General features: G+C 49.7%; 17 protein-coding genes. 11 read left to right on the forward strand and 6 right to left on the reverse strand.

The annotated features are described in order from the left end of the window. Positions 1-14 precede the first annotated feature (14 nt). Positions 15-773: a hypothetical protein gene (locus B212_RS0114395; RefSeq protein ID WP_198015861.1), complete on the reverse strand. Its 759-nt coding sequence runs from the start codon at positions 771-773 to the stop codon at positions 15-17. 1058 nt (positions 774-1831) lie between these two features. Here B212_RS0114395 and B212_RS31450 point away from each other — a divergent pair. The 4 genes from B212_RS31450 (at position 1832) to B212_RS0114415 (ending at position 4653) form a co-directional block, all read left to right on the forward strand. Beyond that, positions 1832-2107 (forward strand): DUF3888 domain-containing protein, encoded by a 276-nt coding sequence (locus tag B212_RS31450; protein WP_269637015.1) that lies wholly within the window; start codon positions 1832-1834, stop codon positions 2105-2107. A gap of 863 nt (positions 2108-2970) precedes the next feature. Further along, entirely contained in the window at positions 2971-3201 is a 231-nt protein-coding gene (locus B212_RS0114405; protein WP_036669405.1) for a DUF2642 domain-containing protein, read from the forward strand. A gap of 538 nt (positions 3202-3739) precedes the next feature. Continuing rightward, entirely contained in the window at positions 3740-4066 is a 327-nt protein-coding gene (locus B212_RS0114410; protein ID WP_019911561.1) for a MazG nucleotide pyrophosphohydrolase domain-containing protein, read from the forward strand. An 8-nt stretch (positions 4067-4074) separates the two neighbouring features. Continuing rightward, positions 4075-4653, forward strand: a complete 579-nt coding sequence (locus tag B212_RS0114415; RefSeq protein WP_019911562.1) for a TIGR00730 family Rossman fold protein — start codon at positions 4075-4077, stop codon at positions 4651-4653. A gap of 59 nt (positions 4654-4712) precedes the next feature. Here the strand turns inward: B212_RS0114415 and B212_RS0114420 are convergent, their stop codons facing one another. From B212_RS0114420 to B212_RS31455, 3 genes are all read right to left on the reverse strand, one after another. Further along, positions 4713-6311: a helix-turn-helix domain-containing protein gene (locus tag B212_RS0114420; protein WP_019911564.1), complete on the reverse strand. Its 1599-nt coding sequence runs from the start codon at positions 6309-6311 to the stop codon at positions 4713-4715. Positions 6312-6431: 120 nt separating this feature from the next. After that, positions 6432-7448 carry an ABC transporter substrate-binding protein gene (locus B212_RS0114425; RefSeq protein ID WP_019911566.1) on the reverse strand — a complete coding sequence of 339 codons (1017 nt, stop codon included), beginning with the start codon at positions 7446-7448 and terminating at the stop codon, positions 6432-6434. A 339-nt stretch (positions 7449-7787) separates the two neighbouring features. Further along, on the reverse strand, positions 7788-8021 hold the full coding sequence (locus tag B212_RS31455) for a DUF6199 family natural product biosynthesis protein (RefSeq protein WP_019911567.1): 234 nt from the start codon (positions 8019-8021) through the stop codon (positions 7788-7790). Positions 8022-8334: 313 nt separating this feature from the next. Between B212_RS31455 and B212_RS0114435 the strand changes: the two genes are divergently transcribed. Then, on the forward strand, positions 8335-9390 hold the full coding sequence (locus B212_RS0114435) for a LacI family DNA-binding transcriptional regulator (protein ID WP_019911568.1): 1056 nt from the start codon (positions 8335-8337) through the stop codon (positions 9388-9390). A 178-nt stretch (positions 9391-9568) separates the two neighbouring features. After that, positions 9569-12004, forward strand: a complete 2436-nt coding sequence (locus B212_RS0114440) for a GH36-type glycosyl hydrolase domain-containing protein (RefSeq protein WP_019911569.1) — start codon at positions 9569-9571, stop codon at positions 12002-12004. 217 nt (positions 12005-12221) lie between these two features. Here B212_RS0114440 and B212_RS0114445 read toward each other — a convergent pair whose 3' ends face one another. Then, positions 12222-14195 carry a glycoside hydrolase family 127 protein gene (locus B212_RS0114445; RefSeq protein WP_019911573.1) on the reverse strand — a complete coding sequence of 658 codons (1974 nt, stop codon included), beginning with the start codon at positions 14193-14195 and terminating at the stop codon, positions 12222-12224. A gap of 129 nt (positions 14196-14324) precedes the next feature. Here B212_RS0114445 and B212_RS0114450 point away from each other — a divergent pair, with 129 nt between their 5' ends. Further along, on the forward strand, positions 14325-15197 hold the full coding sequence (locus B212_RS0114450) for a helix-turn-helix transcriptional regulator (RefSeq protein ID WP_019911574.1): 873 nt from the start codon (positions 14325-14327) through the stop codon (positions 15195-15197). 40 nt (positions 15198-15237) lie between these two features. Here the strand turns inward: B212_RS0114450 and B212_RS0114455 are convergent, their stop codons facing one another. Next, positions 15238-15450 carry a hypothetical protein gene (locus tag B212_RS0114455; protein ID WP_019911575.1) on the reverse strand — a complete coding sequence of 71 codons (213 nt, stop codon included), beginning with the start codon at positions 15448-15450 and terminating at the stop codon, positions 15238-15240. 134 nt (positions 15451-15584) lie between these two features. Here B212_RS0114455 and B212_RS0114460 point away from each other — a divergent pair, with 134 nt between their 5' ends. From B212_RS0114460 to B212_RS0114475, 4 genes are all read left to right on the forward strand, one after another. Beyond that, positions 15585-16166, forward strand: a complete 582-nt coding sequence (locus B212_RS0114460) for a YitT family protein (RefSeq protein ID WP_019911576.1) — start codon at positions 15585-15587, stop codon at positions 16164-16166. A gap of 147 nt (positions 16167-16313) precedes the next feature. Continuing rightward, positions 16314-17567 carry a DNA polymerase IV gene (locus tag B212_RS0114465; protein ID WP_028530833.1) on the forward strand — a complete coding sequence of 418 codons (1254 nt, stop codon included), beginning with the start codon at positions 16314-16316 and terminating at the stop codon, positions 17565-17567. After that, complete coding sequence (locus tag B212_RS0114470; RefSeq protein WP_019911578.1) at positions 17564-18040, forward strand: hypothetical protein; 477 nt, start codon at positions 17564-17566, stop codon at positions 18038-18040. The genes B212_RS0114465 and B212_RS0114470 overlap by 4 nt, the downstream gene beginning before the upstream one ends. Before the next feature lie 142 nt (positions 18041-18182). After that, positions 18183-19559 carry an MATE family efflux transporter gene (locus B212_RS0114475; RefSeq protein WP_019911579.1) on the forward strand — a complete coding sequence of 459 codons (1377 nt, stop codon included), beginning with the start codon at positions 18183-18185 and terminating at the stop codon, positions 19557-19559. The last annotated feature ends 66 nt before the right edge of the window (positions 19560-19625 follow it).

Below are 19625 nucleotides of genomic sequence, written 5' to 3' on the forward strand. Positions count from 1 at the left end.
CATCTTCTGCTCTCCTAATTATCCGATGTTTCAGATGATTTCTGAATAAGTTCACCTGATAATTTGCTTTGGCGAGCTAATTCAATTGCTTCTACCCACGTTATTCCGTGTTTGTAAATGGTTGCGACATGAGGTGAGTGTCCTGCCTCGATATACTCGGTCGTTGTTAGTAATTTTCCGGCAGTTAAAAGGATGTCTCGCAGGATAGTTGCAATTTGCTCTATCTTGATATCTCTTGGATTGTATCGTATATATTCAACGCCCGCCTCCTGGCAAGCGACTTGAAATGAGTGATATCTTTTTAAAATGGTCATATATGAAGGTTTAAGTCCACTCTCTTTATATTGTTTAATGGTAAGAGATCCACCATATATTTTAGAGGCTGATTTTAATGCATCAATGATTTGTTTATCCTTATAAGATTTGCCTTTCTTCTTCCCCTCACTACCTACCTTTGGTTTATTGGGGATGAATTTAACTCCTGCTAATTCACACGCAGCTGCTAGTGTTCCGAATCTTGAAGTAATCCCGCGAATAGTTGGTCTACACTTTGATTTTTCGTAGATAGCTTGGCTAACATACCCGTTTTCTGACTCCACCTTCTTCAATTGCGCATAGATTTCATCGTTAGAATAAACTTGATTGGGGCTGCTTGCAATTCCAGAGATGTGCAAAGCTTTTTTTAGACTCCCATAACGAAGGGTCGATTCTTCGCTAACTTTTTGCAGTAGTGAAATAAATTCAATTTCATCCATCTCATGTATATTCATCATTTCATCTTCTGAGTCATTAGGGAATTACAGTATACATTCTAAATTCAAATCTCTCTCGAAGGAAGCGAGCGCCATTGATCTTGATCGACTCCGGCGTATATCCCTCAACGATCCCGCCATGATCCATCGGGTGGCCGATAGGGTCCGGCTCTTCCCTATACCGGACGAGTACCTTGGATTGTGGGCAGCCGCCAGAAAGTCAGCTTCACTTTGCAGGACTTTATATGTAGTGCTCAAAATAATCATCTCCTAAAAAGGGAACGCAAACAGCGCTATGCCTAAAGCTGCAACTCCTGCGATCAACATCCCAACGCCTTTTCTGTTTTTCAAATAGTTATATCCCCCTATACATAAAAACGTTCCACCCATCGTTACAATCATCAATGATGGTCTCTGATCACCACCGTCATAGTCATTGATTAACATCGACATGCCTAGAAGAATTGTTGCCGAACTAAAATGGACACCTAACACCCTTAAGGCTTTTTTGATTTTCTCACTTTTTAAGATAAACTCCTCCTCGTCGTTAGGGCATGATGCTTCCGTATATTTTTAATATAATTCCTACCCCACATTATGTATATGACGATAAGGAGAACTTTCCTGGACGCAAAAAAGTACCCCGCCAGTCTTGGTGGGGTACTGTGCTTCCTTAGTATCTAAATTGGTTTCATTCGGGTTGTGCACATCAACCGTGCCGTCTGGATTGAGTTTTCCTCTAACGCCCACTCGCGGCTGTTCGTGGTTGCCTTACCGCATAGCGCGTCATGGCGTTAAGCTGGTAGTGGTAATGGATGTTGTCGTTATCGTCTTCAAAGTGTCACCCACACCGGATCTCCTTCCGAATCCTCGGTCCTCATAAAACATCTGATCCAGCGGTAGACGTTGTAGACCGTTTTTCAGTTCCTTCAATCATGGTCCGCCGATAATAGTTATTGATTTCGGAAATACTGTTGTAAAAGGAGGTTGATCTTCTGAAGAAGAATCCCATTATTATCTTGTTGTTAAGCAGCTTTCTGTTGTCTCCTACCATAAGCGCTAATTCAAATGATAAGGAATTGCTCTGCGAGGAGACTCTACTCACCATGCTGAGTCCAACTATCAGCAACGCAGTAAATGGATATTATGGCTCTCCCCGGCAATATGGCCTCTATGATGCAGAGGTGATTAACATTGAACGTGAACGAAATGGAGAATTCTTATTTAATGTAACCGTCAGGGTTAAGACTTTTACTGGCCCTCATAATCCTCCATATGGTATTGAGACAATGATTATAGCTGTTGATCCCGCACACCCGATGGTGATTGACTTTAAACATCAGGATGTGAAATAGAAATATCTATTAAAAGGCAACTGTCCGAAGGGTATAGACACCGGCGGCCCGGGCTAAACATCCAATTACGCTCAAAATCTGAGATTTGGATATCCGACTGGATAGAAAGCCGGTTGACTCCATGTTCTCTGAGAATGCCAACTCCGTAACACTCTCAGGAAACTTGTACGGTACTGCTGCTAATTTTCTCCAGTACTCTGATACTTTTTAGCCAGCTTAAGATTATAGCTGTCGTTGAATAAAAGGAGGGGGCAGCCTTAGCTCAGAAGATAAACACGTGTGGTATTTGTTGAATCCTCAACGATGGTTACAATCGTAGCATAAAACGGAGACTCAGCCATGACATACTGTTTACTAACTTCGCTTTCACTTGCCTTCAGTATGAGTTTCATCCTTTTATGAAAACTTCTCTTTCAACTTTCGGTATTTTGTTGCCCGGAGAATCCGGTAATATCCGGTCAGTGCCTCGTGATGCTGCTCATGCATGGCCCTGTAAAAAGTCTGGAAGCTCGCAGCATAACCTCTATCTCAAACTCGCTGCCAGCCTTCCGGTTACAATAACCGTCGATTAATGAAAAGATCGCTCCTTGCTCCCGCATCAGTTCTACCGGCTGCGGGCAGGCTGCGCATTACTGGAGTATGCCACTAATTGCGTACACCGCCTCAAATCGGCTCATCTCCGTTCCCTCCCTTGGGGCTAGATTTGAACGAATTGCAATGATCTGTTTGCCGATTATGTGTCAAAAACGTTAAACTCCTACAACAAATGGGCCACTGCCCAGCTCATTCATTAGGCATTAGCATAGGATGCTTTATAACTTATTGATAACTTATTGGGAGGTAACAAAGTGCTGAATAATCAAATGTATCCAATGCATCAACAATTGCCGCAGGCAGTCATGGTCTACCCTATTGATCCCTATGTGGTCGAAACCTTAATGTCTGTAAAGGGTAAGCATGTGTTGCTTGAAACCACTCGCGGCGGAATTAGCGGCTGTGTGATGGAGGTTAAGCCGGACCACGTTGTATTGGATATTAGAGGTAAAAAATTCTTTGTGCGCATTAGTGAGATCGTTTGGATTATGCCAGAATAAGCTTTTGGAGTGAGCTGCTGATGCAGCTCCTTTTGTTTGTTCTATAGGCTGAACTCCATCTGCCCCGCAGCAGGCCTATATCTCTGCAGTGACAGCGCCCAGCCGGAGCCTGCACACAATTCAGGCACGCTACCCTATCCGTCCTATCCTGAAAAGCCTTATTTTATAAGGCTTTTTTGGCTTTTGTGAACAGAAAATGGGCATGCCAAAGAAGCCGTAGGCCCCCAATTTAGTTATTCTAACCTTGCTGCACCAGATATACAAACCCGGAATATATACCAGCATACATACCTCCGTATTGAATCGCCGAAACGTAGGTCAACGATCCGGACCAATAATTCCCATTGCTATCAACAAAGGTATATCTATAGTTATATGATATAAATCATTATTTATAGAATTATTTAGTATTTTCTACTTTCTAGCGACTCTAATGAGTACATAATCAACGACTCAACTTCACATCTGCATCATTCTATGATAAGCTTACGAAGCAAACGCACGTTCTCTTATTGATCAGTATTATTGGAGGGTTATCATGGATATTAATGAATTTCAGTTGTGGGTTAAGCAGTATTATCAGGAACGGGGCTGGTCTGATTTAGACATCTTTGTCCGGATTGGTTTCCTGGCTGAAGAAACGGGTGAGGTGGCAAGGGCTATTCGTGCGTTGGAAATCGGCAGAGATCGGCCTGATGAGGTTGAGGGGTCTTTTGCAGATAACAAAAATAACTTAACAGAAGAACTAGGAGATGTGCTTGGCAATCTCATTGTTATCGCTAACAAATATGATATCTCCCTAGAGGAAATATTCCATACCCACCAGAAGAAGCTGGCTGCAAGATATTTGTCATCAAAGGAGTAATCAGAATTATGAAGAATATAGCAGTATTTTGCGGCTCCAGTGATGGAGCGTCCCCAATATATAAGGAAAGTGCTTATGCCCTGGGAAAAGAACTCGCAGAACGCAACCTTACCCTCATCTATGGAGGGGCAAAAGTCGGCTTAATGGGTGCGGTCGCAGACGGGGTACTGGAAGCAGGGGGAAATGCCGTTGGTATCCTTCCACATTTTTTGCAGGACCGGGAGATTGCCCATCAAAAACTAACTGAACTAATTATTGTGAATTCGATGCACGAACGAAAAGCAAAAATGGCAGAGCTGGCGGACGGATTCATTGCTTTGCCTGGCGGTCCCGGAACGCTGGAAGAGTATTTCGAAATCTTCACATGGGCTCAACTGGGTCTGCACGACAAGCCATGCGGTCTTCTAAATGTCCACCATTATTTTGATCCGCTCATTTCTATGTTTGATCACATGGCCCGGGAGAAATTCATGCAGGAGAAATATCGTTCAATGGTCATTACGGACACAGCTCCTAAGGGAATTCTACAGCAGTTTCTCAGCTATTCTCCACCCTCTGTCAAGACATACTCTACCGAAAAAGTCTAATACCATACGAAGAGCTGACTGCGGCGGGCCAGCTCTTCGTATGTGCATTTACCTCGCCGTCACGCCAGTACGCGCAATACGTCCTCAATCTTCCGCTGATGGGAGAGTACGCCGTAATTCATCCAGGCCATAAAATCCACCTCGTACACGCAACCGCTGTGCACAGCGGGCAGTCTGTTCCATAGCACCGAATCCAGAAGCTCCCTTCCCTCCCCTTCCTGCCGGTCAAAGGTAATGAACAAATGGTCCGCAGTCAGGTGTGACAGCTCCTCACTGGTCAGGTTCACGCGCTTTTGCCCCCGGGTAAGCTGCCGGACGAGCGGATGCGGATGCAGGCCCAGGTCACGATGCAATACACCCCCTGTATACCCCAGCCCGTCACAGCCATATAGAGTAATTCCACAGGCGGATATTCGTAAGAAGGCTACGCTGCTGTCCCGTACACTGCGGCTAAGCTGCTGTTTGGCCCGCGTTGCCTGCTGCTCGTAATTGCTTATTACCTCACGCACACGTCCCGTCCTGCCAAAGATGGCTGCTGCAGAGCGCAGAGTAGCCCGCCAGTCCTCCTGATGAAAAGGGAGCCTGAGCAGCGGGGCAATCTGACGGCACTCATCCAGATGCCAGCGCTGAAAGCCGTCATCCAGCATAATCAGCTCGGGGGTATAGCTGGAAAGCTGCTGCCAGTCACCGGTCGAAATATCGAAGGCGGGCACCTGATGAAGACCGAGATAATCCTGCTTTCCCCACTGGGCATGGGACAACTGCACCACCGGAACAATACCCAAGGCCAGCAGGTAATCCTCCAGAAAAGGAGCGAATACACGCAGCCCCTCCTGATGAAGGCTTCTATATTGGCCGGGCGTAACCCCCACGGACCCCTTAAACCGCCGGTTAAAATAATATTCATTGCTGTAGCCGACAGTAAGCGCAATATCATGCAGACGGTCGCTGGTCAGAAGCAGCATCTGCTGCGCCCGTTCGATACGCAGGCCATTCAAATACTCCAAGGGGATTTGCCCTGTCATCTCTTTAAAAAGCCGGGGATATCGGGCACGACTAATGCCTGCAATCTCGGCCAGGTGTTCGACGGTAACCGCTTCGCTGAAATGCTCCTGCATATAGTGGAGGGAACGCTGCATCGCCTCATTCTCATCCCTTGTCTTGAGTCCAGTGACATTTGCGCGCATAATCAGCAGCAGCAGCTCCTGAAAGCGGGTATCACCCGCGAACCCTTCGATCTCATCCGGGCTTCTGCGGCTATGGCAGATTGATCCCAGCAGCAACGCACACTGTGAATAAGGTCTGCAATGGACGGGCCCCGGACGGAGAATTCCGTTCTTGGGTAGCTTTGTCTTTCCGCTATACCCGCTGTTTCCGCCCCCGATAATTTCAAAAGTGATTCGATAGAAGCTAAGCCCCCGCTCTCCCGCCTGTATCCGGTTGATGTCCCCGGCTTCAAAGAGGAATCCCACCCCCTTTTCCAATGGGAAACGCCTGTCCTCCACTTCAACCCAGCCCGTTCCCTCCGAAATAATGATCAGCGTATAATCCTGATACACTATAGCGGATTTGCTTTCGTTAAGAAATTGGGTAACTGCTTCTATGCCAAGCAAGCTGTAGAACAGCTTTTTACCATTGCCGTCATTCGGTTCTTCCACCCTGCTCCGCCCCCATAATTGAGAATCATTTTCACTACATTTAAGTGTAGAACAAAAAAGAAGGCCTATCAACTATGCGGATAGACCTTCTTTATGCGGTTCATGGCACTGCCTTGTGTTTTATTTCACCATAACCTTCAGCAGATCGTCAAGCTTCATCGAATTGGCCGTGATGGCGCCGGACTGCCAGTGCGAACGTTCCATTTTATAAATATTTCCGTTCTTCACGGCGGGCAGGTTCTTCCACAGCGGACCATCGAGAATTTGAAGCGCCTCCTGATTCTTTGCTGTATCCCAGCCTCCATTGTCAGGAAATACAATAATATGATCCGCTTCAAGCTTAGGAATAACCTCTTCCGATATAACCGCCTGATAATCTGTCATCTCCGCAGCCATCGGGACTGGAGTCAGTCCGAATTGATCATAAATCATACCGGTATAACGGTTTTTGACACCGAATAAAGCGAAGGTTTTGTCTGCAACGTTCAGCCGGATCACTGCCACCTTCTCTTGCCCCAGCGCCTGCTGCAGCTTAGCTTTTCCATCCGCCACCTTCTGATCGTACTCCGCAAGCACGGCTTCTGCCTTCTCGGGAATACCCAGCGCGTCTGCTATGGCTGTGAGCGTCTGTCTGGAGTCCTGAAGCACCCGCTCCGGCAAACGGTAGGTTGGCGCAATCTTGGAATATTGTTCATATTTTGCGGCATCCGCGCCTCCGTCGAGGATAATCAGATCCGGGTCTTTTTCCAGCAATGCTTCTATACTTCCGGTGACATCGAATTCAGGCACATCAAGGTTCAAGTAATCCTGCTTGCCCCAGCTCGGGTGATACCATTGAACCACCGGAGTAACCCCCAGCGCTTTCAGGTAATCCTCCACATAAATTCCTGCGATCCGCTGAGGGTTGGCGGGAATCTCAACATCTCCGAATTCCCCGGCAACGGTGCGCGTCCCGGCTTCAGCCGGCTTACTGCCGCCTGCATCGGCTGGGGTGCTGCTTGCGGTTGATTGCGCCGCCACATTTTCTGTTTGTACGGCGTTGTCCGCAGCATTGTTACGGGTCCCGCATGCCGCGAGTACAGTGAATGCCATAATAAGTACGGCTGTCCAGACGAATTTTCTACCCCATTGTACCATTAGTTTCTTCACTCCTGCGCTTCATTGTGATTGATTATCATTCTCATGTAATCTTAATCACAATAGTAGCATGTCTCCCTCAGCTTTCAATGCACTTTCTCTACAAATATCTTATACAAACATGCCGGACGCTTGCACTGGAATCCTGTGAGGAACCAAATACCGAAATTAAAAAGGACCCTGCCGTTATCCGGCAAGGCCAAGTGCATACAACAGGTGTTGTCTCTACTATAACTGACAATTATTAAGGGAGTGTATGAACATCGGCATCATTTTGATGCGCAGTAAAGATATTCGTAAACGGAGGCGATGATAATACGGCGAATTCGCTAATCGGAGCTATTTATCAAGCATGGATGACACTAAAGGCATGAGTAAGAGTGCAAATCCGATCGCGGTAAAAATGGCTGCGCCAATTGCAGAAGCTACAAAGTAGGCTCTGGGCGGCTCCTTCACCGCTTTCCAGCCTTGGGTAATCTTCCAAAAGGAGTATGGCCGGATTGCAGCATAGGCTGCTGCCGCTGTCCAAAGCACTAAAAATGCTGTGAAGATCCATGAAATAACGTTTGGCATAATCCTCCTCCTACTTGTTCCCCGCAGCATATTCTCAATATAATCCAAATGGAACAATTTGTAAATCAGTAATCACTCTTCCATTCTCCACATGAGCTCATTTGCAACGCAAGCCCTGTGCTTCAGCAAGCAAATTTCTTTGCTCCGGGTGATTGATTTCTGCGAACTTTTATTTTACAATAGGCTCATAAACGCGCGTTTACAAATAGAAACGGCGCTCTCCTTAAAAGGAATGCAGCCGCTTCAGGGAGAAATATAAGGAGGATGGCACAACACCTATGAATCCTTATATTTTGAGAAAAGGGGGGGCATTATGCGCAGCGAAGATATAGCCAAGCTCGCCGGGGTGTCCCGAAGCACGGTATCCCGCGTGATCAACAATTATTCCAACGTCCCTGAGGAGACCCGGGCCAAGGTGCTGAAGGTAATTGAGCAGCATCAGTACGAGCCGAACAGCTTCGCCCGGGCTCTGGCCGGCAAGAAGACCGATACGATCGGGCTTTTCGCTATCAGCATGAACGAGAAGGAGAACACGACCCGGATCTATCAGAACAATTATTTCGCGCCTTTCGTCGATGCCGTTGTCGACACGTCGAATGCCCGCGGCTGTTATGTGCTGATCCATACCGTCTACTCTCCCGACGATTTCCTGAAGGTGAAGCAGGCTTTCCTGCAGAAACGGATTGACGGCGGCATCATCGTCGGCACCCAGAAGGATATTGATATCGTACGGGAAATGGTCAGTCTTGATTATCCGCTTGTGCTGATTGATTACGACATTTCGGAGATTATGTCTGAGCATCTGGACCGCAATCATCTCGCTATTGTAAATTCCAAGGACTATGAGGGCACAACGGAAGCCATTGAGTATCTGATTGGCCTGGGCCATCAAGCAATCGGCATCATTTGCGGAAGAATGAATACGTACTCCGGCCGGGAGCGCTATATGGCATACGTGGACACGCTGAAGAAGCATGGACTGGCGCTGGATGAGAGATTCATCCTGAAGGGAGAATTCCTGAAAGATGCCGCCTATGAAGAGGTTCAGAAGCTGATTGCTTCCGGCGGACCTTTGCCGACTGCCTTCTTCTCTTCCAACGATGACATGGCTATCTCTGCAATGGAAGCGTTCTCTGAACATGGAATTTCCGTGCCAGAGGATATCTCCATTGCCGGATTCGATGATGTGCAGCTTGCTTCACGCATTCATCCCAAGCTGACCTCCGTACGTCTGCCGATTTACGAAATGTCCAAGGCCGCAGTCGAGAAGGTGATCGAGCTGTGCGATTCGTCGCAGCCGACCTTCAGTACGATTAGCTTCCCGGCTCAACTGGTTGAGAGAGATTCCTGCCAGCCGCCGAAGAAGTAAAGGCTGCCTGCAAAAGCTGCCACATGCTCGCCTCAGCGCTGCGCGCTTGAAGGAGCATGTGTGCATCTCTTGTGGGAGCGGCAATTATGTATCATACCCGAGAAGCTCCCTTTTCCCCGGGGGATTTTTTCTCGGTCCTGTAAACGCGCGTTCACAATTGAAAGGAGACTATTTTCTTATGAAATTCGGAACTTTTGACGATACTCGCAAAGAGTATGTAATCAACACTCCTAAAACGCCTTACCCATGGATCAACTACCTCGGCAACGAGCAGTTTTTCGGCCTGATCTCCAATACTGCCGGCGGCTACACCTTCTACCGGGATGCCCGGATGAGAAGACTTACCCGTTACCGGTATAACAATATTCCGCTGGATACCGGCGGACGCTACTACTATCTGTATGATGACGGCGATTTCTGGACCCCGGGCTGGATGCCGGTTAAGCGTGACCTTGATTTCTACGAGTGCCGTCACGGTCTCGGCTATACTTCTATTACCGGAGAGCGGAACGGCATTTCCGTGAACCAGCTTGCTTTTGTACCGATGGGCCACAATGCCGAAGTGCATCGGCTGGTGGTTAAGAACACCGGCGACGCGAAGAAATCCGTGAAGCTGTTCTCTTTTGCCGAATTCTGTCTGTGGAATGCCCAGGATGATATGACCAACTTCCAGCGCAACCTCAGCACCGGCGAAGTTGAAGTGAAGGATTCTGTTATCTACCACAAAACCGAATACCGCGAGCGCAGAAACCACTACGCTTTCTACTCTGTCAACAAAGCCATCGACGGCTTCGACACCGACCGTGAATCCTTCGTAGGCATGTACAACGGCCTGGATGCTCCTCAGGCCGTTGCTGCCGGAGAAGCCACCAATTCCGTAGCGAGCGGCTGGTCTCCGATCGGCTCTCATGCCCTGAACATCACGCTGGAACCGGGCGAAGAGCAAAGCTTCATCTTCGTGCTCGGCTATATCGAGAATCCGGAAGATGAGAAATGGGAAGCGCTGAACGTTATTAACAAAAAACCGGCGCTTGCTGTCATCGAACAATTTGCTACAGATGCTCAAGTGGATGCTGCCCTGGCTGTTCTGGCTGCACACTGGGATAACCTGCTGTCCAAATACCAGATTCAGAGCGGCGACGAGAAGCTTAACCGCATGGTGAACATCTGGAATCCGTACCAATGTATGGTTACCTTCAACATGTCCCGTTCGGCTTCCTACTTCGAATCCGGTATTGGCCGCGGTATGGGCTTCCGCGACTCCAACCAGGACTTGCTCGGCTTCGTGCACCAAATTCCAGAGCGTGCCAGAGAACGTATTCTGGATATCGCCGCTACCCAGTTCGAAGATGGCAGCGCGTATCACCAGTACCAGCCGCTCACCAAAAAAGGCAACAACGAAGTCGGCTCCGGCTTCAACGATGATCCGCTCTGGCTGATCTCGGGAACGGCTGCTTACATTAAAGAAACTGGCGATTATTCGATCCTCGATGAGCAGGTTCCGTTCGACAGCAACCCGGACAACACCGCTACCCTGTTCGAGCACTTGAAACGCTCCTTCGAGCATGTTACCAATAACCTCGGACCACATGGCCTGCCGCTGATCGGCCGGGCCGACTGGAACGACTGCCTCAACCTTAACTGCTTCTCCACCGAGCCGGGCGAATCGTTCCAGACGACTGAGAATATCGCTGGCGGCGTAGCGGAATCCGTGTTCATCGCGGGTCTGTTCGTCTTCGTTGGACCGGATTATGCGGAAATCTGCCGCATGCGCGGACTTGACGATGTGGCTGCAGATGCGGTTGCGAAGATCGACAATATGCGTGAAATTACGCTGACCCACGGCTTCGACGGCGACTGGTTCCTGCGCGCTTACGACCACTACGGCGACAAGATCGGCAGCAAAGAGAACGAAGAAGGCCAAATCTTCATCGAGCCGCAGGGCATCTGCGTTATGGCCGGTATCGGCGTAGAAGGCGGACAGGCGGACAAAGCGCTGACCTCCGTACAGGAACGTCTGGATACCAAATACGGTATCGTATTGCAGCAGCCTCCATATTCCAAGTACTATCTGAACCTCGGTGAAATCTCCACGTACCCTCCGGGCTACAAGGAAAACGCCGGTATTTTCTGCCACAACAACCCTTGGATTATGATCGCCGAAACCGTGCTGGGACATGGCGACAGAGCCTTCGAAGTGTACTCCAAGATCGCTCCGGCTTACCTTGAGGATATCAGCGAAGTGCACCGCATGGAACCTTACGTCTACTCGCAGATGATCGCCGGTAAAGATGCCGTACGCCACGGGGAAGCCAAAAACTCCTGGCTCACCGGTACAGCCGCTTGGAACTACGTGGCTATTACCCAGTCCATTCTGGGCATCCAGGCTGACTTCGGCGGCCTGAAGGTTGACCCTTGTATTCCTGCCGCATGGGACGGCTTCGAGATCACCCGCGTCTTCCGCGGCGACACTTATGTCATCCAGATCAAGAACCCGAATCACGTCTCCAAGGGTGTGGCCCGCCTGACGGTTGACGGCGCTGCTGTTGAAGGCAACGTTATCGCTCCTGCCGGCGACGGCGCTGTGCATCATGTCGTTGTAGAGCTGGGCTAAACAGCCGCTGCGCAAGACAGTGTATAGAATGGCTGATTAAGCAGTAAAACGGCGGGTCTCGTCTTTGTAAAAGGACGGCGTAGCCGTTATCACTTGATAGCCTTTGGCATTCTCTTCAAAAAAGCCACCCGGTCGTCCGCTGCTGCAGCGGTGCCGGGTGGCTCTATTTAATATTACGGCTGAACAACTTCACGGGTCCGCGGAAAGTCGCCGCAGCTTATCCTCTGTTCTCCGGTATCCATACCTTCATCTCACCGCTGCCCCGGTTGCCCCACAGATAATAAGGCACGGCAGTCACCTTGACAGCTTCCAGCGGCGCCTTCTCCCTGCTGTAGAGCTGCTCGCCGTTCCAGCCCTCCTGATTCACACGGAAGCCCGTTCCTTCAACCACAACGGCTCCCCCAAGCATGGACTTGTCAAAAATCTCCGTGAACCCCCCGGCCTCACTCAACGTAACCGAGCTCAGCGGCGTGCCGTTGTCCACACCCTCCAGGCAGTAGACCAGCGGTCCGCGCTGGATAGCCGTCTTCTGGGCATCCGCCCGCAGATTCGGATGGGCATACACCCGGTGCGCTTCCATCGGCATGGACACTTCGATCATGTCTCCGGCCTTCCATACTCTGCGGATCACACGGTAGCCCATCTCCACCCCTTCAGAAAGCTTCAGCACTTCACCATTGACTCTGATCTCCATGCCCTGGCTCCAGGAAGGAATACGTAGAGCGATGCCGAACTCCCCTGCCTGAGCCGGATTGACCCTAAATGTGACCTTACCTTCCCAGGGATAGCTGCTCTGCTGGCTGACAGAAACCTCTGCCCCTCCCAGCGCTGTCTTCAATTCACTGCCGATATACAGGTTAGTGTAAAGCGTGTCGCCGTGAACGGTATAGATATACTGATTCAGCGAGGTAAGCAGCCGCGCCACATTCGGCGGACAGCAGGCGCAGCCGAACCAGCCCTGGCGCTCGGACTTCACGTGATGCTTATCCGGATTACAGGTGCAGGCCTGCGGCCACACTTCCAGCGGGTTCACATAGAAATAGTGTTTGCCGTCCTGTGCCATTGAGCCCAGCACATTGTTATAGAGCGCCCGCTCCATCACATCCGCGTAGCGGGCATCCGGGGCCAGCTCCAGCATCCGCCGGGCAAAAAAGATCAGTCCAATCGAAGCGCAGGTCTCCGCATATACCGTATCGTTAGGCAAATCGTAATCGAAGGTGAAGGCTTCACCCTGATGAGTGGAACCGATGCCCCCGGTAATGTACATCTGCTTGCCTGTCATATTGTCCCACAATCTTGCACAAGCCTCGCGCAAGCTCTCATCCCCGGTAAGCGCCGCAAGATCCGCCATCGCTGTGTACATGTAGACCGCACGGACGGAATGTCCCACCGCCTCATGCTGCTCCCGTACCGGAAGATGCGCTTGAAGATATTTCAGTTCGACACTGCTTGTCGGAACTCCGCTCCAATGCGTGATCCGGCCGCGCGACTCCCATTCCTGCAGCAGATAATTAGGCTCCTGGCCTCTCTGGTTAATGAAAAAGCTGCTGAGCTTCAAATACTTCTCTTCGCCTGTCAGCCGGTACAGCTTAACTAGTGCAAGCTCAATTTCCTGATGTCCGTCGTAGCCCTTCAGCTTGCCTTCTTCCGGTCCAAATACAGAATCAATATGATCCACCATCCGCCGCATGATCTGCAGCAGCTTATCCTTGCCGGTAGCTTCATAATAGGCGACTGCAGCTTCAATGAAATGCCCGGCGCAGTACATCTCATGACAGTCCTGCAGATTGGTCCAGCGGTTGCCCGGCTCCTTGATCGTAAAATAAGTGTTCAAATACCCGTCCGGCTGCTGCGCTTCCCCGACCAGATCAATCACCGCGTCGGCCTGGGCTTCCAGATCAGGATCACGCTTGATGCTCAGCGAGTAGCCCACCGCCTCCAGCCATTTGGCCACATCGCTGTCCTGAAACACCCAACCGTGAAACTCCCCTTCTCTCCGGCCTGCGGCGATCTCGAAATTGGCGATTGCGCGGCTTGGCTCCGCTTCAGGCACCCGGTCATGCAGCGCCTCATATTGGTAAGGAATAACCACATCCTGCACCAGCCGGATATAGCGCCCCCAGAATTCATCTTGAATGGTTACGGACGGATGCGCGTCTGCCGCTTGTTTAAGTTCGCTTATTTTATTCATGCTTTATTTCTCCCTTCATACTTATTTCACCCTCGCTATTTGCAATTATAGACGGTAAAATAAATAAAAAACAGAATCATAAGCAACCCTATTTTTGTATTATTTCACACTACCAAAAAGGAGCAGCCTATGTCACTCATCCCGTCCTATATTCATCTGGCGGCGCCGCCTTTCCCGTATTTCCTGGAAGGTGACCGTACCGTCTATCAGCCTGGAGATCAGCATCCGAGCCGCAGCCGCATGGGCAAATTCGATCTGCTTATTGTTGAACAGGGCTGTCTCTTTATCGGAGAGGAGCATAAACAGTGGGCGGTGCCGGCCGGGCATACGCTGCTGCTGCTCCCTGACCGCTACCACTACTCAGTCAAGCCCTGTGAAGAGACAACCTCCTTCATATGGATTCATTTCCACACGGTCGGGGAATGGATTGAGGCGGAGGGAGATCCGGTATACGCGGACCGCGAAGAGCATTTCAAGCAATTTCTCACACACCCTTATACCATCCGCATTCCGCAATTCGGGCCGCTCCCGGACCCCTTCGAGCGAAGCGGCCAAGCGGAGCTGCTGCTGCAGCTCGGCCGGGGCCGGCGCTCCAGTGCGGTATGGCAGCAGCAGCGGATTTTTGAGGAGATGCTGCGGATGATGGATCTCGCGCAGCAGGATGCTGCGGGGAGCCATGCCGTGGAGATTGCCGAGCAGACGGAGGCCTATCTCCGCAATCACTACGCAGAGCCGCTGACCAACAGCCTGCTGGCCGATGAGCTGCATTTTCACTATAACTATCTGGCCCGCTGCATGAAACGCGTCTATGGCCTGACCCCAATGGAATATTTGACCGATTACCGTCTGGAGCAAGCCAAGCTGCTGCTGCTAAGGACAGAGATGTCTATCGCCAGGGTTGCCGAGCGGACAGGCTTTGAGAGTACCGCCTATTTCTCACGGCGTTTTGCCCTCAAGATTGGCATCTCCCCGCTGCGTTTCCGCAAGCGTTACTCCAGGTGAAGATACCTCTGAACTGAAGCTCTGCGGGGGTTGTACTGCACTAGCCTTGTACCCCGGCAACCCGGAATTCGTGCAGCTCCCTATTGTAGGATAACCCCCGGATACGGACGGAATTCGGTGTATAGGCTCTGATCGGCCCTCCGGGCTCCACAATTCCCGCTCCGCTTTTTACAGCCACTGTTACATTGACTTCCGACAGCGCAGCCGCCAGCAGCTCCATGTCGCTCTCCAGCACTTTATAGGTAAAGCTCATTTCTATCACTCCTGCCCATCCCGTAAGCATACCAAGTTTCATTCTGCGCAAGCAGGATTTTTTGCTTTTCAGCTATTTTTTTCCATCCGGTTGCATATTCATTAAGACATGCCTCAATTCCGGAGATGTTGAATATGCGCTCATATCCAAGGTACGCCGTTATTTTACTGGCAAGCCTGCTGATTGCTGCAGGAACAAACTTCTTCCTGGTGCCTTACAAAATACTTGATGGGGGAATTATCGGCATCGCCCTCATAATTAATTATATATCCGGGGCAAAAATCGGACTGGCCATTGTCCTGTGCAGTCTTCCAATCTTCCTGCTTGCCTGGCTCAAAGAGCGGGATATCTTTTACAACAGTGTGCTGGGCCTGATCGTCTCCTCATTCCTAATCGAGTTTCTGGGGCCGTTTCAATACCACTTTCTCTATTACGTTGAGCTTGGCTCTATCTCCAGCGCGATTATCGGGGGCTTTCTGATGGGAACCGGTCTGGGACTCATGCTGCGGTTCAAAGCCAGTACAGGCGGAACGGATCTGCTGGCCAAGTTCATTGGACGCTACATTCCGCTGAATGTCGGGGTCATTATCTTTCTGACGGATACCCTCATTATTGGCGCAGGCGGGCTGCTGATCTCTAAGGAAACCTTTTTTCATTCCATTCTGACCATCCTCTCCGGCGGTGTGGCAACCGGTCTATGCACCCTTGAAAAATAAAACAATCCAGCGGATTACAAAACATTCCTGTATACAGAACACTTGTTCTGTATATATTATTAAATACATCCCTTTACCCATCAACAATTTTCAACCAAGGGGGCTTTCGTGCCGGGGAATCCAATACTACAAGCTGGTGATTCGGATATGTCAAAAGTCATCCTTCTCGTGGACGGACAATCTTTTTACGCTTCCATTGAGAAAGCAGCTCATCCAGAATATCAAAACAAACCCGTAGCCGTCGGCGATCCCGCGCGTAAATCGGGGATTATTTTGGCCGCCTGTCCCCTTGCCAAATCCAAGGGGGTCACAACCGCGCAACGCATTGGGGAAGCTTTGGCCCTCTGCCCTGATCTCGTGGTCATTCGCCCCAGAATGGGACGGTATATCACGATCTCCCTATTGATTACGCAGATTTTCGAATCAATTACAGATCAAGTAGAACCCTACAGCATTGATGAACAGTTTCTAGATGTGACAGGTTCTGCCGCTCTGTTTAGATCCACTGATGAAATTGCCCATTTGATTCAGACGCAAGTGAAATTATCTACTGGCGTATGGTCCAGAGTCGGAATTGGTCCTACAAAAATTTTAGCCAAAATGGCAACCGATAATTTTGCAAAAAAAAGGAGTGACGGTGTATTTAAGCTGGGTTTTGAGAATATGGAAAGGGATCTGTGGCCGTTGCCCGTTCACCAAATGTTTATGGTTGGTTCCCGTATGACGATGCATTTTCTGCGGATGGGTCTGACGACCATAGGTGACGTTGCCCGCCTGGAGTTAGGCGAGTTTAAGCAACGAATGCGCAAAGAGTTTCGAAAGCAAGCGGATATCCAGTCGGAATACTACTGGCAGATTGCAAATGGAAAGGACTCCAGTCCCGTAGTTTCCTCCATTCGGGGCGCTCTCAAATCCATAAGTCATGGAAAAGCCTTAAGAAGCAGCTTGTATGGACGGTTGGAGGATATTGAAGTCGTCTTGCTTGAATTAGTGGTAGAGGTCTGCCGGCGGGCACGCAGGCACGGTTATCAAGGCCGGGTGGTGGCTGTAGGAGCTGTGGAAACGGATGGAGAAAAGACCTCGTCGTTCGGCCGTCAGATGACGCTGCAGCAACCTACATCCTTAACGCATGAAGTTGCCCGGGCCGCCCGAAAACTTTTTATTGACCACTGGAAAGGGTTGCCGGTAAGCCGTTTGTATATTTCGTTAACACAGCTTTCTGACGACAGTATTTATCAATTAACCCTGTTTGAGGACAGAAATGCTGCTTATGCGCTTGAGCGGGCGACTGACCACATTAAGGAACGGTACGGCAGCGATGCCATTATGCGGGCCTCTTCTTTACTGGAAGCCGGCGTAGCGCGGGAACGGGCAGGCCAGATTGGGGGACATTTTAAATGAGCAAACTCGACGGGAATGAGCGATGGAAATCAAAGATGCTTTTAACGGATCATCAGGAGCAATATGAGAACCGAAATAAAAGCCGGCAGACCGGGAGAATAATGACCGAAGAGCTGACCCTGATTCGGGACGCCATTATGTTCCCCTATATGCTGACCATGTGCGATAAAAGTTTACAGGACCTTCGGAACTCATCCCATTTGTTTAAGCAAATTTTCGAACAAATTGTTCAATTCATAATGAATTGCATTACTCAAGATTTAACCAGGGTTAACCGCGAACTACGGCAACGGAATATCAAAATTTATAGCGATGAAATGAGTGACGGCGTTATTTATCACCGTTATGTTTGCCGCGGCTATGAGGACCGGTTTGGTATTGTCAGAGAAGTACTACGGTCTGAGATCAGTGTGCGATTTACCCAATACTCGGCGCGTATTCTTTCACAATTAAAAAGCGGGCAGTCCATTTAGCAAAGTGTTTTTTTACCAATGGACAGGATCAGTTTTGGCCCGCCGGGATTGTATTGCTTCCCTAACGAAGGAACTCCTGCACTTTGACATATCCCCCCTAGGGGGATATAATCACCGTGATAATATAAAGTGGAGGTCCGCCATGCCGAAGACCATTAGCAGTGACCGGAGCCAGAAGATCAAAGTTATATTGACCCTGGCCGTACCGTCTATAATTGAGAATTTTTTGCAAACTATTGTAGGCTTTGTGGACACTCTCTTTGTATCCAAAATTGGTCTCCATCAAGTCGCTGCGGTCGGGGTAACAGGTGCCATTATGGCCGTTTATATTGCTGTCTTTATGGCTATGGGGGTAGGAACGTCCTCATTGATTGCCCGCAGTGTGGGCGCTGGGGAAATGGATAAAGCCAAGGCTATTGCGCGGCAATCATCGTACATATCAGCTATTTTAGGACTTATTTTCGGAATCGTAACCTTCTTTTTTGCAGAGCCCTTACTGCGGCTTATGGGAGCAGAACCGCATGTATTAGCGGATAGCGTAGTATACTTCCGGATTGTAGCTGTCCCCTCTATTTTCATATCCCTTATGACGGTCTTTGGCAGTATCCTGCGCGCTGCCGGCAATACCAAAACCCCCATGAAGGTCGGTATATGGATCAATATGATCCATATTGTATTAGATTACATTCTGATCTTTGGCTTATTCAGTTGGACGGGCTGGGGCATCGCCGGAGCAGCTTGGGCGACCACAATAGTCCGGGTGATCGGGTCCCTTGCGCTATTTATGTATATCCGGAAATCCAAGCTCAACTTCTCCATCCGCGCAGGAGGCGCGAACGGATATACGATGCCGCTGCTGAAGCTTTCCGCCCCTGCAGCAGCCGAAAGGCTGATTATGCGGTTTGGGCAGGTGCTTTATTTTAGCCTCATTGTCCGAATTGGCACCGATGTGTATGCCGCCCATATTCTTGCGGGGAATATAGAAATCTTTTCTTACATGCCGGGGTATGGCCTGGCCGTTGCGGCAACTATTCTTGTTGGCCAAAATTTAGGCGCGGACCGGAAAGAAGATGCTTACCAATACGGTATGTTAACCATGTGGATTGCCGTTTTGTTTATGGCTGTTGTGGGAGTAATATTGTTTGTAACGTCTACTGTCACAGCCGGTTGGTTTACAGATGATGACGGTGTAATCGGAATGGTGACTACGGCGCTTCGTATTGATGCATTCGCCCAGCCGTTTTTAGGCGCCGGGTTAGTTCTAGCCGGGGCCCTTCAGGGAGCCGGGGATACGAAAAGCCCCATGTACAGCACCGCCATTGGGATGTGGCTCATCCGCGTTGTCGGCGTGTATGTGCTATGTCTTCATTTGGGAATGGGAATTGCCGGAGTATGGATATCCATTGCAATTGATCTGGTTATCCGCGCCGTTTATTTGACTCTAAGATTTAACCGGAAAATGCGGGCAACAAGTCAAAGCTCACCTAGTAAAGTCTCTTTTTTTGATCACAAGGCTTAATTCTGCGTTGACAAGAGGGCGTCCGCAGACCAGCACCCTCTTTTACTTCAAACCGTGATCGCTTGT

This window comes from Paenibacillus sp. HW567, from assembly GCF_000374185.1.
In the GTDB taxonomy this organism is placed as follows: domain Bacteria; phylum Bacillota; class Bacilli; order Paenibacillales; family Paenibacillaceae; genus Paenibacillus_AQ.

Coding starts and splice junctions, on each gene's coding strand:
- B212_RS0114440 (WP_019911569.1), top strand. CDS start 9,569: ATGAAATTCGGAACTTTTGACGATACTCGCAAAGAGTATGTAATCAAC.
- B212_RS0114470 (WP_019911578.1), top strand. CDS start 17,564: ATGAGCAAACTCGACGGGAATGAGCGATGGAAATCAAAGATGCTTTTA.
- B212_RS0114465 (WP_028530833.1), top strand. CDS start 16,314: ATGTCAAAAGTCATCCTTCTCGTGGACGGACAATCTTTTTACGCTTCC.
- B212_RS0114395 (WP_198015861.1), bottom strand. CDS start 773: ATGATGAATATACATGAGATGGATGAAATTGAATTTATTTCACTACTG.
- B212_RS0114425 (WP_019911566.1), bottom strand. CDS start 7,448: ATGGTACAATGGGGTAGAAAATTCGTCTGGACAGCCGTACTTATTATG.
- B212_RS0114415 (WP_019911562.1), top strand. CDS start 4,075: ATGAAGAATATAGCAGTATTTTGCGGCTCCAGTGATGGAGCGTCCCCA.
- B212_RS0114475 (WP_019911579.1), top strand. CDS start 18,183: ATGCCGAAGACCATTAGCAGTGACCGGAGCCAGAAGATCAAAGTTATA.
- B212_RS0114445 (WP_019911573.1), bottom strand. CDS start 14,195: ATGAATAAAATAAGCGAACTTAAACAAGCGGCAGACGCGCATCCGTCC.
- B212_RS0114455 (WP_019911575.1), bottom strand. CDS start 15,450: ATGAGCTTTACCTATAAAGTGCTGGAGAGCGACATGGAGCTGCTGGCG.
- B212_RS0114450 (WP_019911574.1), top strand. CDS start 14,325: ATGTCACTCATCCCGTCCTATATTCATCTGGCGGCGCCGCCTTTCCCG.
- B212_RS31455 (WP_019911567.1), bottom strand. CDS start 8,021: ATGCCAAACGTTATTTCATGGATCTTCACAGCATTTTTAGTGCTTTGG.
- B212_RS0114405 (WP_036669405.1), top strand. CDS start 2,971: ATGTATCCAATGCATCAACAATTGCCGCAGGCAGTCATGGTCTACCCT.
- B212_RS0114435 (WP_019911568.1), top strand. CDS start 8,335: ATGCGCAGCGAAGATATAGCCAAGCTCGCCGGGGTGTCCCGAAGCACG.
- B212_RS0114460 (WP_019911576.1), top strand. CDS start 15,585: ATGCGCTCATATCCAAGGTACGCCGTTATTTTACTGGCAAGCCTGCTG.
- B212_RS0114410 (WP_019911561.1), top strand. CDS start 3,740: ATGGATATTAATGAATTTCAGTTGTGGGTTAAGCAGTATTATCAGGAA.